The sequence below is a fragment of the Chryseobacterium jejuense genome, assembly GCF_017877355.1.
GTDB lineage: Bacteria > Bacteroidota > Bacteroidia > Flavobacteriales > Weeksellaceae > Chryseobacterium > Chryseobacterium jejuense_A.
The window spans coordinates 62,598-75,928 of the sequence record NZ_JAGIPR010000007.1; the positions used below are offsets into that span (position 1 = coordinate 62,598).

The window sequence follows — 13,331 nt, forward strand, 5'->3', positions numbered from 1 at the left end:
TTACCCAAACGCCCTCTTCAACAAGCTCTCCACTTTCGGCTCGCTTCCCCTGAATGCTTTATACAGCTCCATAGGGTCTTTTGTTCCTCCTGAAGAAAGCAATACTTTATATTTTGCAGCAATTTCCGGATTGAAAATTCCGTTTTCTTTAAAATATTGGAATGCATCTGCATCCAATACTTCTGCCCATTTGTAAGAGTAATATCCGGCAGAATATCCACCCTGAAAAATATGAGAGAAACTTGGGCTCATCGCTGTTTCAGGATTCGTAGGATAAAGTGCTGTAGCTTTGGTGTATTGATCTTCAAATGTTTTTACACTTTCGTTCTCCAGTTCTGCAACTTTTGTATGGTAGTTCATATCCAGTAAACCAAAACCTAATTGTCTTAATGTCTGGTAACCTTCCATGAAGTTTTTAGACTGTTCGATTTTTTCAATTTTTTCATCAGGAAGAACTTCTCCTGTTTTATAATGTTTCGCAAATGTTTTCAAGAACTCCGGTTCATAGCAGAAGTTTTCCAAAAACTGAGATGGTAATTCCACAAAATCCCATTTCACAGAAGTTCCTGAAAGAGTAGGGTATTGAGTATCGGCCATCATTCCGTGAAGGGCATGACCGAATTCATGGAATAAAGTAGTCACTTCCTGAAAAGTTAGTAAGCTAGGTGTATCTTTTGTAGGTTTGCTAAAGTTACAAACAATAGAAATATGCGGACGTGAGTTTTCACCATTTTGTTTGTACTGATTTTTGTAGCTGGTCATCCATGCTCCGGCTCTTTTCCCTTTTCTTGGGAAATAGTCAACATATAGAAGAGACTTGTAATTTCCATTCTCTTTTACTTCGTAAACCTTCACATCTTCATGGTATTTCGGGATGTCATTTCTTTCCTCAAATGTTAATCCGAACAATTTACCAGAAAGCCCGAAAACAGCATCCTGTACTTGGTTTAAAGGGAAATAAGGCTTCAGTTCTTCGTCATTAAGATCAAACTTTTGTTTACGTAGTTTTTCAGCATAAAAAGCGTGGTCATAGCTTTGCATGTCTTCAATTCCATCAGCATTTGCCAGGGATTTTAATTCGTCAATCTCTTTATGAGCATAGGGTTTAGCCTTCGTTAAAAGTTCATTTAAAAAATCAACAACCTTTGCTGGCGATTTTGCCATTCTTTCTTCCAACACGTAATCTGCATAATCTTTATATCCTAAAAGTTCTGCTTTCTGTTGTTTTAACTGAAGAAGTTCTTTGATGAGGTTTTGATTGTCATATTCTCCACCATCAAAAGATTTTTTACCATTAGCTAATGCCAGTTCCTTTCTCAGTTCGCGGTTTTCAGCATAGGTCATGAAAGGAATATAGCTTGGATATTGTAAAGTGACTACCCAGCCTTCAAGATTTTTTTCTTTAGCTTCTTCTGCAAATTGTTCAACAATGGCTTCCGGAATTCCGGCTAATTGTTCTTTATCTGTAATATGTTTGAAATATGCATTGGTAGATGCCAGTACATTTTGTCCGAACTGAAGAGATTTTATCGAAAGATCCATACTGATCTTCTTTAATTTTTCCTTGTCTTCTTCATTCAGTAGAGCACCGCTTCTTACAAAACCTTTGTACGTTTCATTCAAAAGCATTTGTTGCTCTTCATTGAGGTTATATTTTTCCTTTTCATCATAAACCTTTTTGATTTTGTTGAAAAGCGCTTCATTTTGAGAAATTTTGGAAGAATATTCCGTTAAAATCGGAGAAACTTCCTGAGCAATCTGCTGGATCTCGTCACTGGTTTCTGCGGAATTTAAATTGAAAAAGATATTCGATACCACATCCAGCTGCTCACCGGAGTAAGCTAAAGTCTCAATCACATTTTCAAAAGTAGGAGCCTCAGGATTGTCAACAATAGCATTGATCTCTTCTTCAGATTTTTGAATTAATTCCTTGAAAGCAGGAAGATAATCTTCATTTTTAATGTCACCGAATGGTGCTGAGTGATATGGAGTGTTAAATTTTTCTGTTAAAATATTCATTTTTCGATTTTTAGTTAAACGTAAATGTAAGGATTCATCGGGAATCCTAGCTGAAATGCTCAAAAATAATGCCTGAAAGCCAAGTTGTGACAAAAATGCCTTATCTTTAAATAATCTTGTCCTATGCAAAGAGGGGATGGTGTCAGAATATTTAATTTTGAAAACAGATGAGAGATTCATTTTGAAATAAATAACCTTAAATATATAGACTATGAAAACACTCTTAAAATTTATCGGCATTATCATTTTGCTGGTTATCGTATATGCTGTAATTGCCATGTTGGCTTTCAGTAAAGATTATCACTACGAAAAATCTATTGTCATTAATGCACCTAAAGAAAAGGTATGGCAGTATGTAGGTTCTCTGAAAGGATATAATATGTGGGATCCTTTTTCAAAAGAAATAAAAAACATTAAGATTACGTATTCCGGGGAAGGAAATAAAATGGGAGATTCTTATCACTGGAAAGGAGATGACAGTGAAGGGGAACAATCTATTATGGAAACAGTACCTAATGAAAAACTGGGGACTCAGCTTCATTTTATAAAACCTTTTGAAGGAAATGCTAAGAGTGCTCTTGTTTTAACTCCTGATGGAAATGGAACCAAAGTTACCTGGATGATTGATAATGAATTGAATACTATGATGAAGATCATGAAGCCTATGATGGACAGCAATATGGATAAAATGTTCGGACAGGGACTGAGTGACCTGAAGAAATTATCAGAAAAATAAAATGAAAGCCTTGTAGAAAATTTTACAAGGCTTTTTTATAACTGATGACCGTAATAATTGATTTGAAATTTTGTTGATGGTGAGTTTTTTGCAAGAGAGTAAAAGTGTAAATATTATTTAAAAATATTATCTTTATATAAAGAAACGATTGTATGGAGAAGACTGTATTTGAAAAAAGTAATATCAGAGACTTTGTAAAAAACACCCTTACAGAAAAAATTGAGAAACTTAAAAACTTCATCGAATTTACTCTGGAGGCCAGCCGTGAAATTAAAAAAACACCAAAGTATGACAGCATGCGGGAAGAAATGCAGGAGGAAATCTATCAGATGCAGCGACAGCTTGGTGCTTTAAATGATCTCAAACGAAACATGGGCAAGGTTCTGAATACTTCTACAGATAGGGTTCAGTTGGGTTCTTTAGTGATTACCAATAAAGCCCGTTTTTATATTTCAGTATCATTAGGCGAATTTTTCTTTGAAGGAGATCGTTTCTACGCTATTTCTTCTGAAAGCCCCATGGCTAAAAAAATGATGGGAATGAAAGCCGGTGACGAGTTTACATTGAACAAAATTCATCAGAAAATAGTGGACGTGTTATAAGCTTTTATCATCAATAGTGAATTACCGTTGTTCATAAAAATTGACATGCGCAGCGAATTGACCATTCATCATTGACTTTTACATTTCTCCAATCCACAACGAAATTTCCTGTACTTAAAGTCTCGGAATTTAAAACCTTGTATTTCGCATCAAAATCTTATCCCCTCCTCCTGAAAATTAACTTACATGTTGTATTTTTGTCTCTATGAATAAAGCAGAAGTTTTAAAAGAAATAATAGAGCAAAGAAGAAGTATTTTCCCAAAAGATTATACTGATGCAGAAATTTCTCAGGAAGTTATTGATGAAATTTTACATTCCGCGACTTTGGCTCCCAATCATAAACGTACTAAACCTTGGCGTTTCAAGATATTTAAAGGGGAAGAAAAGGTAAATCTGGCTTCAGAAATGCAGGCTATCTATAAAGCTACACAGCCTGAACAGCTTTTTTTAGAGAAAAAATTTAATGATATCGGTTTTAAAATCAATAAAGCTGATGTGGTCGTTTCCATAGTTGTTAATTTCAGCGGGATGGTTCCTGAATGGGAAGAGATTGCTGCCACCTCAATGGCTGTTCAGAATATGTATCTTACCTGTACAGCCAATAATATAGGGTGTTATTGGAGTTCTCCGAAAATTGTTGACTCTTTGAAAGAGTCTCTGACTATTGAAGAGAACCAGAAATGTCTGGGGCTTTTCTATATGGGGAAACTGGATTAGTTAGCTTATGATTTATTGATAAAAATGATGATCAATCTTTGATTAATACCTCCAGTGACGTTGTTATTTCTTCAACGGTCATCATTTCGGTATTGTATTCAAAATCATTGTTCTGTTGTAATAAAGGTTGTATGTTTTCAAAATTCCAAATGATTTCATTGCGTTCCTGAAGTGTTGTTCCATAAGGATTAGAAGTCCTATCTGCAACTCTTTTCAATATTGTTTCAACAGAAGCAGAAAGCAGTACAATATAATCAAAAAGTGAATATATATTAGTTTGGTTGGCACAGCATCCAGATATAAAGATGGGAGAGGTAAGAGGTCTCATGAAAAGTTGCTTCAACTTATTTTCTTTTAATATCCATTCTGAAGTACCGTCTGATAACGACAGCTCTTTCCAATCTCCATAATCTGTGTCAATTGTAGTATATCCCTTTTTTTGTAGGTTTTGGATAACTGATGATTTCCCAGTTCCTGACATTCCTGTGATATAAATACTTTTCATTTAATGGTCTTTTAAGGGAAAGTAAATATAAAAAGAAAGCTTCAATGATAATCAAAAAAATATTTTGATTTTACGCCATAAAATCAAAAAAATAATTATCTTTGCACTCTTAAATATTTAACTGGGACGAGTTCCCGTAAAATTCAAACATTATGTCAGTAAAAATCAGATTACAAAGACACGGTAAAAAAGGAAAACCTTTCTTCCATATCGTGGTTGCAGATTCTAGAGCTAGAAGAGATGGTAGATTCATCGAGAAACTAGGAACTTACAACCCAATTACTAACCCAGCAACTATCGAGTTGAACGTTGATTCTGCTGTACAGTGGTTAAACAACGGTGCTCAGCCTACTGATACTGCTAGAGCTATTTTATCTTACAAAGGTGCTCTTTACAAAAAACACTTACAAGGTGGTGTTGCTAAAGGTGCTTTTGACGAAGCTGAAGCTGAAAAAAGATTCAATGCTTGGTTAGAATCTAAGGAATCTAAAGTACAAGGTAAAGTAGAAGGTTTAGCTACTGCTAAAGCTGATGCTAAGAAAGCTGCTCTAGATGCTGAAGTAAAAGTAAACGAAGCTAGAGTTGCTGCTGTTGCACAAGCTGAAGCTGATGCTAAAGCTGCTGAAGAAGCTGCAAACGCACCTGCTGAAGAAGTTGCTACAGAAGGAGAAGCTCCTGCTGAAACTGAAGAAAACACTGAAGCTTAAGAACATTTCCTGTTATGCGTAAAGAAGATTGCTATTTGTTGGGGAAAATCACACGCAGACACGGACTTGCGGGTAACGTTATTCTTAAATTGGATACCGACCAACCCGAGCTTTACAATAAATTGGAATCAATATTCGTTGAAATCAACGGATTATTGGTTCCATTTTTTATTGAAAAATCATCATGGAGCAAATTAGATGCTCTGAACCTTGCATTCAAAAACTCTTCTGAAGCAATGGTGGACCAGGCCTTAGGCAAAAGTGTTTACCTTCCGTTGGCTTCTCTTCCAAAACTTACAGGTAAGCAATTCTATTACCACGAAATCATCGGATTTGAAATTCTTGATGAAAATGATAATAACTGTGGAGTGATCAGATCTGTAAACGATCAGACGGCACAGGTGTATTTCATCACAAATTTGGACGGAAAAGAAGTAGTTATTCCTATGATTAAAGACTGGATTCTTGACGTTGACAAAGACGAAAGAACGATCAAAATGCAACTTCCTGAAGGTCTTATTGACGTTTTTCTGGTTCCTTCGAAGAAAGACGAATAACTGTGTTGATGTAACAATCATTCCGTCTCATTTATCAATTTCCTATCATTATTTTTGAAATTATTCATTACCCATCATTAAGGCTGGTAAAAGATATTCTTCTACTATTTTGTCAACCTGCGAATGAGCGTAAGGCTTATTATATGCTGTAGCTGTAATAACCATTACAACTGGTATATCTATAAATACAATGATCTTGTTTCCCCCATTGCCACTACACTGATAAGCTTCCAGAGTTTTGTTTCCCATTTTATAAATTTTCCTCCAGAACAAATATCCATAGCCTTCAAAATCTTTGTTATCTGTGAAGTAGTTGGTGAAAGATTTCTTTATCCAATTCGTATTTAAGATCGTTTTTCCATTCCAGATTCCGTTATTTTTATATAATTGTCCGAATTTTGCAAAATCTAGGGTTCTCATCCGTAGGCCACCTGCTAAAGAAGGTTTTTGCTGAGGAGTAGACTGCCATTTGTAGTTTTTGATTCCAAGAGGCTGAAATAATTTTTGATCGGCATACTTTTTCAATCCTTTGGGAAGCGATTTATCTAAAATATCACCTGTTACCACAACTCCAGCGGTAAAATAATTCCAGTTTTTCCCGATTTTATTTTCAGTCATAGGTAAATCCAAGGTAAATTTCACCCAATTATCGGTAGGGTACATATTTTCTTCGTTCCCTGGAGATTCAGAATTCTGATCATTCCCATCAAAACCAGAACTCATCGTTAACAGGCTTTTTATAGTAACGCTATCTTTTCGGGATGAGTAATTTTTAAATGATTTTAAATCATAAAATTCCTTCAGATTTTGATATTCGTTTTTAATAAACCCCTCTTGGATAGCGATGCCCATCAACGCAGAAGAAAATGTTTTTCCAACCGAACGTGTATCCTGTAAAGAGTCTCTTCCGGATCCGTTAAAATATTCTTCCAGAAGAAGCTTTTCGTTTTTAATAATAACAATGCTGCTAATATTTTTGAATCTTTCTTCTGCAATTTTTTTATTCAGATTTCTGATCGTTTCAGTATTCAATTTTTCCTTAGAGATTTTCCACTCGTGGTTAGGTTGAATAAGCTGAACAGCTGTCTGTTGCTCTGAAATATTTTTTTGTGGAACATTGATATTTACTTCTCCTTCAGCAATAATAGGCCCTGTCTGTACTGTTTCTGTTTTTAGATAAGGACGGATTTCAATTTTTAAAATATGGTTTCCGCTTGTTAGTGCATCAATTCCGTTATGCTGCATATAAAAACGCATCCATAAGTATCTTCCCCATGAATCTTCATTCTTACTGCTGAGAAGAGGAATTCTTAATGTGGTTTTCATCTTTTTATTTTCTGGAGTTCCGGCACCTGCATTGAGATTTTCTGTGTAAATCAGCTTTCCGTCGACCAGAAATGAGAATTGATAATTTCCGTTTTTAAGGAGCTCATCGATTGTCCAGGCAGGTTCAATTTGATGAAGATAATTAACCAGAGAATTATCAAAATAGGCATGAATTCCCAGATCACCATTTTCCTGGAATACAGAAGAAATGAGAATATCCGAATCTTTCAGATTTTCAAGAGCTATGTTTTTGTTAAGAAAAACAATTTTCCCGGAATATTTTTTCTGAATCGGATTCTCAGTTTTTTCAGGATTGATTATATTTTTACTTTGTCCCTGGTAAAGATAGAAGGTGAAAATAAATATCAATAATAGAACTGGTCTCATGGCAAGAAGTATTTGAACAAAAATAATAAACTTCTTTCCAGTAAAATAGAATGAAATTAACATTGCTATTTTATAATCATGTGTTCTAATTGAACAGCCTTCTAAATTCTCCCGGTGACTGATTTGTTTTTTGTTTAAACAGCTTACTGAAAGACTGTGGATGCTCAAAACCGAGTTCATAAGCAATTTCACTCACGGATAAACTCGTAGTGCTTAAACGTTCTTTCGCGGAATCAATTAATTTATTCTGAATGTGCTGCTGTGTGTTTTGCTGCGTATGAAGACGAAGTAAGGTTCCTAGGTAATTGGGTGAAATATTCATCTGCTTGGCAATACATTTTACAGAGGGAATTCCATTTTCTATAAGGTTTCCGCTTTCAAAATATCCGGAGAGAATCTCTTCAAATTTATGGAGTAATTCATGACTTGATTTTTTTCGGGTAAAAAACTGACGCTCATAAAAACGGTCAGAATAAATCAGTAGTAATTCAATCTGTGCAATAATCAGTTCCTGTGTAAATTTATCAGTGTTCAACTGATATTCACGCTCAATATTTTTAAGAATTTCAACAATAATTTTTTCTTCTTTATCTGAAAGAAAAAGAGCTTCTTTTACCTGGTAACTGAAGAAATCGTAAGATTTTATTTTTTTTGTTAATGATGTATTCCAAAGAAAATCAGGATGAATCAGCAATAAAAATCCTGTAGGTTCTACTTGAACATCCTGTCTTATTTCCAGACTTAAAAGCTGCTGTGGCGAAACAAAACATAATACTCCCGAATCAAAATCATATTGCTGCTGTCCATAATTGAATTTAGGATTGACATTTTTCTTCAACCCGATCGAATAAAAATTCTGAATCCATTTCAATTCTTCATCTTCCACAATATAATGTACTTTACTGTAATCTATCAGACTGATCAGAGGATGCTCAGGGTTGGGAAGACTGCAGAAAGTATGAAAATCTGTAATAGAATTAAAACGAACAGGTTGTTTCATAGTAGCTAAGTTAATTGTTTTTGTAAAAGTATAACGTATTGTTTTAGAAAGACTTCGACCCCGCTCAGAATGAACGGAGTTGATGGATATCATGATGATATTAAATTGCTGTTGAAACAGTCAGGTTTTCCCATTTTTCAGCATCTTTCTTTAAGATATCAATTTTGTTATTGAGAAATTCCATCGTTCCTACACCTAATAATAAATGAACAGGAGGATTTTTCTCTTTGCTGATCTGGATCAGAACATCAGCTGCTTTCACGGGATCATTAGGCTGATTACCGTTGATTTCATTAAGATGAGCCTGCTCCGATTTTCTTGCAGCTTCATAGGCCTGAATAGGATTTGAAGGGGTTCTCACAGAATCTTTATGTAAGAAATCCGTACGAAAGTATCCTGGATAAACAACCGTAGCATGAATTCCAAAATCTTTTACTTCTTCAGCCAGAGCCTCTGTAAATCCGGCAACAGCAAATTTTGTTGAGCAGTAGATTCCCCAACCTGGAAAATTAGCAGAATATCCACCAACAGAAGAAATATTGAAGATGTTTCCTGATCTTTGCTCACGAAGATAGGGCATGGCATTTCTTACCACATTTAAGGTTCCGAAAACATTCACAGCATAGTTTTCTCTTGTTTCTTCATCGGTAAGTTCCTCCAGTGTTCCGATTTGTCCGTAGCCGGCATTGTTGACAACTACATCAATTCTGCCGAAATATTCCACAGTTTTGACAATCGCGGATTTTATATCGTCGTTATCTGTGATGTTGACGCCGAGTGGAAGAAAATTTTCTGAAGCTTCTCCAATGCTTGAAATGAGGGATTCAACGTTACGGCTAGTGGCAGTAACCTGAAATCCTTCGGATAATAATTTTTTTACCAATTCGAATCCTAAGCCTTTTGAAGCCCCTGTAACGAACCATACTTTTTTTGTTTCCATTTTTAAATATTTTTTTGTTTAAATGATGGTACAAAGATGAAAACTTACCCAAATGAAAATGTAGCCGAATCGGAGAATGATGTATCCAAATCGTGAATGGTAATTTTATTTGAAAAAATTTCAGCAGGTTTTCAGCAGATTTCTGTATTTCAATGGCGTGATACCTATATTTTCTTTGAAGCACCGGATGAAATGACTTTGATCTGCAAAACCGCATTCCAGAGCAATATCCGTTAAAGAAGATGGTGAATTGAGAAGTTCCATCGATTTATTAATCTTTAATTTCCGGAGGTACTCTCCCAGATTGCAATGGAAATATTTATGAAAATCTCTGCTTAAATGAACAGGATGGATATTCAGCGTTTTAGAAAGTTCGGCCAGATTTAGGGTTTCAGCAAAGTTTTCATGTAAAATCTCATTAATCTGACCTACCCACAACGGTTTTCTATCTTTGCTTTCCTTTTCATGGGTTAATTGACTGAAAAGATGCAGTAATAACTGACTGACCGCCATTTCAAAAGATGTACTATTGGTTTTTGTTTCTTTAAAGATCTGATGTACCAATAATTTGAAGGCTGGATTTTTTATATTGAAACTGCCTTCAACTTTGTTTTTCTGAATGTCAAACCGTTCCAACCAATTTTGAGTGATTTCGATGTGGAAGCCTCTGGTAAAAACATCCGGTTTACTGTTATAGTGCGGATCTTCCCAATGATGGTAAAGTAATGTACCTGCAGAACATTCGTAAATTTCTTTTTTGTTTCCCTCAATCATATTTCCCTGAAGCAAAAAAGTAAAATAAGCATTTTCATGATAATGCCAATCTACATAAGGATGAGTATATTCAGTATCTGTGATGATTAATCCGTCAAGATTAACAATATCATTGGTATGACCAAAATATTCGCCATTATGTAAAGTATTCATGATAAATTCTGTTTTAATTGTTCAATCTGTTGATACATTTTGTTAAAGAATATTTTCCTTTCCCGGTTTCCGGATTCATTCAAAGATCTCGAATTTTTGATTTGATGCTCAAAATAGCTTAAAGAATCTTCACAGGTGATCTTATCATTGGTCATCATATATCCGAACATACTGAACGGGATGAAAAAGGAACACTGCTGCTCATTTTTAAATAAGATACTGTTGTTTAAAATCACCAGATCATTGATGTAAATCTGAAAGTTAGATTTTTCCAGTGTTTTGTTTTCTAATTCTATCAATAGATTTTTCAGGTCTTCCAAGATTAATTCAATATCACTATTATTGAGTAAACCCATTTCAGAATAAAAAGAAATCTGTCTTAAAACACTCAAGATCGTTGTGTCATTCCAGATTTCTGTAACATTTTGTTTATCATACAAATCTCGGAGCATTTCATTTTTCACTGAGTGATACTGCATGTTGAAATCGTGAAAAGGACTTAAAAACTTATCCTGATTCAATAAATTCATCCATACATAAAACTTAAAACGGGATAAAACAGAATCAGAAATCGTATAGAAAAACGGAATATCTTTAGCTGAATAATAAACTTTCGAATTGGTAATATCCTGAAAAACGTTCAGAATTTTAAGGGAGTTTTCAAAGTAATTTAAAAGATCATCAGTGGTTTTTACAGGCCGTGTTCTCTGGACCACCAATTGATTTTCCGTTCCCAGAAACTGATCTAATGATATTTGGTAATATTTGGCAAGTTCAAGGGCTTCTTCAAAACTAAATTTAGCCTTCAGTGAAGTTCTTCTATGTGCCGCATCATAGCTAATATTGAGAATATTGGCGATCTCGTCATTCAATGACCTGTTTCCAATTTTCTTCCTGATCTGTTGTAGTAATACTTCCTGATGCATGGCTTTGTGATTTTCACAAATGTAATGTTTTTTTCAAGGGAAACCCATCTTTGAAAGTAACTCTGTAAATGTGTTTTGCGATTTTCACAAACAGGATATTTTTTTTAATTTTTTTTCACATTGAGGGTATATAAACATTGAAATAGTTTTACAAAAAAAAATACAATGAAAAATTTAATTTTATGTATTGTAGTCTCTGTATGCAGTTTTTGTAAAGCTCAGATTGGCAGTGATAAAGACTGGGCAATTATTGGTGCTATTTTATGTACCAGAATTGAAGCCACATCCATGGGTAATAAGGCGTTTTTATCGATAGGTCCGAAGATTCCCATTAATGAAAACAATTATGTGAGCTTGAGAGGGCATTTCAATTGGTGGGATCTGCACGGAAGAAAATTCATCGTAATTCCTGAATTAGATTATTTCCGGAAAATAGCCTCTTTTGAAAAGTATAACCCAATTGTGACCAGCTTATATACGGGATCCGGAGTTTCTCCTTATACCATTTCTCCAAAATTTGGAGTCACTTTTTATAAATTCTTTACGGCTGAAATGGGATACAATTGGGAATTCGAGAAGTACAAACACTTTCCTATGAAGGGTTTTCGGTTTTCCATTGGAGCCAATTTCGTTTTCTAATCAAACCTTTCACAGATATTTTTGAATAGTAATTTTAAAATAATAAATTATGAAAACAAAGATTTTAGTTATCTGCTTCTTTTTATTACAAGAGGCAATATATGGGCAGGACTCTCTTACTGCTGTAAAAAGTAAAATTGTTTCACTGACACCTTTGAGTGGAAAAGTAAAAGAAGTAAATGGAATTGCCATAGGATTTGGGGGAAGTTTATTAGATAATCATGCTGGACAAACCCAGAAAATTAATGGTTTAAATCTTGAACCTAATCCTTTAGGTATTCTCATTTGGATGTTTGCTGATCCGGCTAAACAAAGAGACGATGGGACACTTCTTATTGTAAACGGGCTTACAGTTTCTGGTGCAGGATATGGAAAAAAAGTAATTCATCACGGATTATCCGTTTCCCTTTATAATTATGGGAAAAAAGTAAGCGGAGTTTCAGTAGCGGGCTGGAGTAATTCTCTAGACCAAGGGAATGGAATTTTAATTTCGATAATAGGAAATGACATAGCCACAATGAAAGGGTTAAGTGCATCAGCCTTTAATACTTCAGAAAAAACAGAGGGGTTGCAGATAGGCCTTAGTAATTATTCAAATGAAATGAAAGGAGTCCAAATAGGTATTCTTAACAGATCTAAAAAAATCAAAGGACTTCAAATTGGAATATGGAACAAAAATGATAAAAGAAGTTTACCCCTCATTAATTTTTAAAAATAATAGTCATGAAAAATATACCTTATCTATTGATTTTGTCCCGCTTTATTACAGCCTTTATCATTCTGTATCTGGGATATTATGTAGGAGAAGCAGCTCGAAAATATATTCTGATTCTGATGTATTTTGGACTGTTTACCGATATTTTTGATGGAATTATTGCCCGTAACACTGGTATTTCTTCAGAAAAATTAAGACGAATGGACAGTCAGACCGATCTTGTCTTCTGGTTATCTCTGGGATTTGCTTCTTATTTCCTGAATCCGGATCTGATTATTAATGAATGGAAAAGTATTTTGCTGATCTTCATTATGGAAGCATTGTGCTATATTGTTAGTATCTGGAAATTCGGAAAAGAAACTTGTACACATGCCTTTTTAGCAAAAATGTGGGGATTGAGTCTTTTGTTGGCCTTTACCTATTTGATCGGTTTTCAGGAAGCAGATTGGACTTTTGATCTGGCTGTGATCCTGGGATTGGTTTCTCATATTGATGTTATCCTGATTATTGTATTTCTTCCTCAATGGCAATACGATGTTCCAAGCTGTTATCATGCTCTGAAAATCAGGAACGGAAAGCAGAGAAAAAAGACTATTTTCTTTAATTAAAGCATTAAATAATTGATAA

The 13,331-nt window shown here is 34.6% G+C and carries 15 protein-coding genes; 8 read left to right on the top strand and 7 right to left on the bottom strand.

Annotated elements, in window-relative coordinates:
* Positions 1-2,019 carry a M3 family metallopeptidase gene (locus J2772_RS15345; RefSeq protein ID WP_209918179.1) on the bottom strand — a complete coding sequence of 673 codons (2,019 nt, stop codon included), beginning with the start codon at positions 2,017-2,019 and terminating at the stop codon, positions 1-3.
* Between the two features lie 211 nt (positions 2,020-2,230).
* Here J2772_RS15345 and J2772_RS15350 point away from each other — a divergent pair, with 211 nt between their 5' ends.
* The 3 genes from J2772_RS15350 (at position 2,231) to J2772_RS15360 (ending at position 4,075) form a co-directional block, all read left to right on the top strand.
* Positions 2,231-2,755: an SRPBCC family protein gene (locus J2772_RS15350; protein ID WP_209918181.1), complete on the top strand. Its 525-nt coding sequence runs from the start codon at positions 2,231-2,233 to the stop codon at positions 2,753-2,755.
* Positions 2,756-2,907: 152 nt separating this feature from the next.
* Positions 2,908-3,357, top strand: a complete 450-nt coding sequence (locus tag J2772_RS15355) for a hypothetical protein (RefSeq protein ID WP_209918184.1) — start codon at positions 2,908-2,910, stop codon at positions 3,355-3,357.
* 205 nt (positions 3,358-3,562) lie between these two features.
* A complete protein-coding gene (locus J2772_RS15360) occupies positions 3,563-4,075 on the top strand; it encodes a nitroreductase (RefSeq protein ID WP_209918186.1) in 513 nt (170 codons plus the stop codon).
* Positions 4,076-4,106: 31 nt separating this feature from the next.
* Here J2772_RS15360 and J2772_RS15365 read toward each other — a convergent pair whose 3' ends face one another.
* A complete protein-coding gene (locus J2772_RS15365; RefSeq protein WP_209918188.1) occupies positions 4,107-4,580 on the bottom strand; it encodes an AAA family ATPase in 474 nt (157 codons plus the stop codon).
* A gap of 152 nt (positions 4,581-4,732) precedes the next feature.
* Between J2772_RS15365 and J2772_RS15370 the strand changes: the two genes are divergently transcribed.
* Together J2772_RS15370 and rimM are read left to right on the top strand one after the other, a co-directional pair.
* Positions 4,733-5,287: a 30S ribosomal protein S16 gene (locus J2772_RS15370; protein WP_209918190.1), complete on the top strand. Its 555-nt coding sequence runs from the start codon at positions 4,733-4,735 to the stop codon at positions 5,285-5,287.
* A 14-nt stretch (positions 5,288-5,301) separates the two neighbouring features.
* On the top strand, positions 5,302-5,844 hold the full coding sequence (rimM, locus tag J2772_RS15375) for a ribosome maturation factor RimM (RefSeq protein WP_209918191.1): 543 nt from the start codon (positions 5,302-5,304) through the stop codon (positions 5,842-5,844).
* 60 nt (positions 5,845-5,904) lie between these two features.
* Here rimM and J2772_RS15380 read toward each other — a convergent pair whose 3' ends face one another.
* The 5 genes from J2772_RS15380 to J2772_RS15400 all read right to left on the bottom strand — a co-directional run bounded on the left by J2772_RS15380 (position 5,905) and on the right by J2772_RS15400 (position 11,350).
* Complete coding sequence (locus J2772_RS15380) at positions 5,905-7,557, bottom strand: serine hydrolase domain-containing protein (protein ID WP_209918193.1); 1,653 nt, start codon at positions 7,555-7,557, stop codon at positions 5,905-5,907.
* A gap of 85 nt (positions 7,558-7,642) precedes the next feature.
* Positions 7,643-8,557, bottom strand: a complete 915-nt coding sequence (locus J2772_RS15385; protein ID WP_209918196.1) for a helix-turn-helix domain-containing protein — start codon at positions 8,555-8,557, stop codon at positions 7,643-7,645.
* 100 nt (positions 8,558-8,657) lie between these two features.
* On the bottom strand, positions 8,658-9,497 hold the full coding sequence (locus J2772_RS15390; RefSeq protein ID WP_209918198.1) for an SDR family NAD(P)-dependent oxidoreductase: 840 nt from the start codon (positions 9,495-9,497) through the stop codon (positions 8,658-8,660).
* A gap of 120 nt (positions 9,498-9,617) precedes the next feature.
* On the bottom strand, positions 9,618-10,424 hold the full coding sequence (locus tag J2772_RS15395) for a helix-turn-helix transcriptional regulator (RefSeq protein WP_209918200.1): 807 nt from the start codon (positions 10,422-10,424) through the stop codon (positions 9,618-9,620).
* On the bottom strand, positions 10,421-11,350 hold the full coding sequence (locus J2772_RS15400; RefSeq protein WP_209918202.1) for a helix-turn-helix domain-containing protein: 930 nt from the start codon (positions 11,348-11,350) through the stop codon (positions 10,421-10,423). Before J2772_RS15400 ends, J2772_RS15395 begins: the two co-directional genes overlap by 4 nt.
* A 165-nt stretch (positions 11,351-11,515) precedes the next feature.
* On the opposite strand from J2772_RS15400, the gene J2772_RS15405 reads away from it, so the two are divergent.
* Genes J2772_RS15405 through J2772_RS15415 form a run of 3 tightly spaced genes read left to right on the top strand, consistent with a single transcriptional unit; the run spans position 11,516 to position 13,312 of the window.
* Complete coding sequence (locus tag J2772_RS15405; protein ID WP_209918204.1) at positions 11,516-11,989, top strand: hypothetical protein; 474 nt, start codon at positions 11,516-11,518, stop codon at positions 11,987-11,989.
* A gap of 49 nt (positions 11,990-12,038) precedes the next feature.
* Complete coding sequence (locus tag J2772_RS15410) at positions 12,039-12,701, top strand: LA_2272 family surface repeat-containing protein (RefSeq protein ID WP_209918206.1); 663 nt, start codon at positions 12,039-12,041, stop codon at positions 12,699-12,701.
* A gap of 11 nt (positions 12,702-12,712) precedes the next feature.
* Positions 12,713-13,312: a CDP-alcohol phosphatidyltransferase family protein gene (locus tag J2772_RS15415; RefSeq protein WP_209918208.1), complete on the top strand. Its 600-nt coding sequence runs from the start codon at positions 12,713-12,715 to the stop codon at positions 13,310-13,312.
* Positions 13,313-13,331: the final 19 nt, after the last annotated feature.

Excerpts from the sequence above, each read along its gene's own strand:
- J2772_RS15345 (WP_209918179.1), bottom strand. The coding sequence starts at position 2,019 with ATGAATATTTTAACAGAAAAATTTAACACTCCATATCACTCAGCACCA.
- J2772_RS15350 (WP_209918181.1), top strand. The coding sequence starts at position 2,231 with ATGAAAACACTCTTAAAATTTATCGGCATTATCATTTTGCTGGTTATC.
- J2772_RS15355 (WP_209918184.1), top strand. The coding sequence starts at position 2,908 with ATGGAGAAGACTGTATTTGAAAAAAGTAATATCAGAGACTTTGTAAAA.
- J2772_RS15360 (WP_209918186.1), top strand. The coding sequence starts at position 3,563 with ATGAATAAAGCAGAAGTTTTAAAAGAAATAATAGAGCAAAGAAGAAGT.
- J2772_RS15365 (WP_209918188.1), bottom strand. The coding sequence starts at position 4,580 with ATGAAAAGTATTTATATCACAGGAATGTCAGGAACTGGGAAATCATCA.
- J2772_RS15370 (WP_209918190.1), top strand. The coding sequence starts at position 4,733 with ATGTCAGTAAAAATCAGATTACAAAGACACGGTAAAAAAGGAAAACCT.
- rimM (WP_209918191.1), top strand. The coding sequence starts at position 5,302 with ATGCGTAAAGAAGATTGCTATTTGTTGGGGAAAATCACACGCAGACAC.
- J2772_RS15380 (WP_209918193.1), bottom strand. The coding sequence starts at position 7,557 with ATGAGACCAGTTCTATTATTGATATTTATTTTCACCTTCTATCTTTAC.
- J2772_RS15385 (WP_209918196.1), bottom strand. The coding sequence starts at position 8,557 with ATGAAACAACCTGTTCGTTTTAATTCTATTACAGATTTTCATACTTTC.
- J2772_RS15390 (WP_209918198.1), bottom strand. The coding sequence starts at position 9,497 with ATGGAAACAAAAAAAGTATGGTTCGTTACAGGGGCTTCAAAAGGCTTA.
- J2772_RS15395 (WP_209918200.1), bottom strand. The coding sequence starts at position 10,424 with ATGAATACTTTACATAATGGCGAATATTTTGGTCATACCAATGATATT.
- J2772_RS15400 (WP_209918202.1), bottom strand. The coding sequence starts at position 11,350 with ATGCATCAGGAAGTATTACTACAACAGATCAGGAAGAAAATTGGAAAC.
- J2772_RS15405 (WP_209918204.1), top strand. The coding sequence starts at position 11,516 with ATGAAAAATTTAATTTTATGTATTGTAGTCTCTGTATGCAGTTTTTGT.
- J2772_RS15410 (WP_209918206.1), top strand. The coding sequence starts at position 12,039 with ATGAAAACAAAGATTTTAGTTATCTGCTTCTTTTTATTACAAGAGGCA.
- J2772_RS15415 (WP_209918208.1), top strand. The coding sequence starts at position 12,713 with ATGAAAAATATACCTTATCTATTGATTTTGTCCCGCTTTATTACAGCC.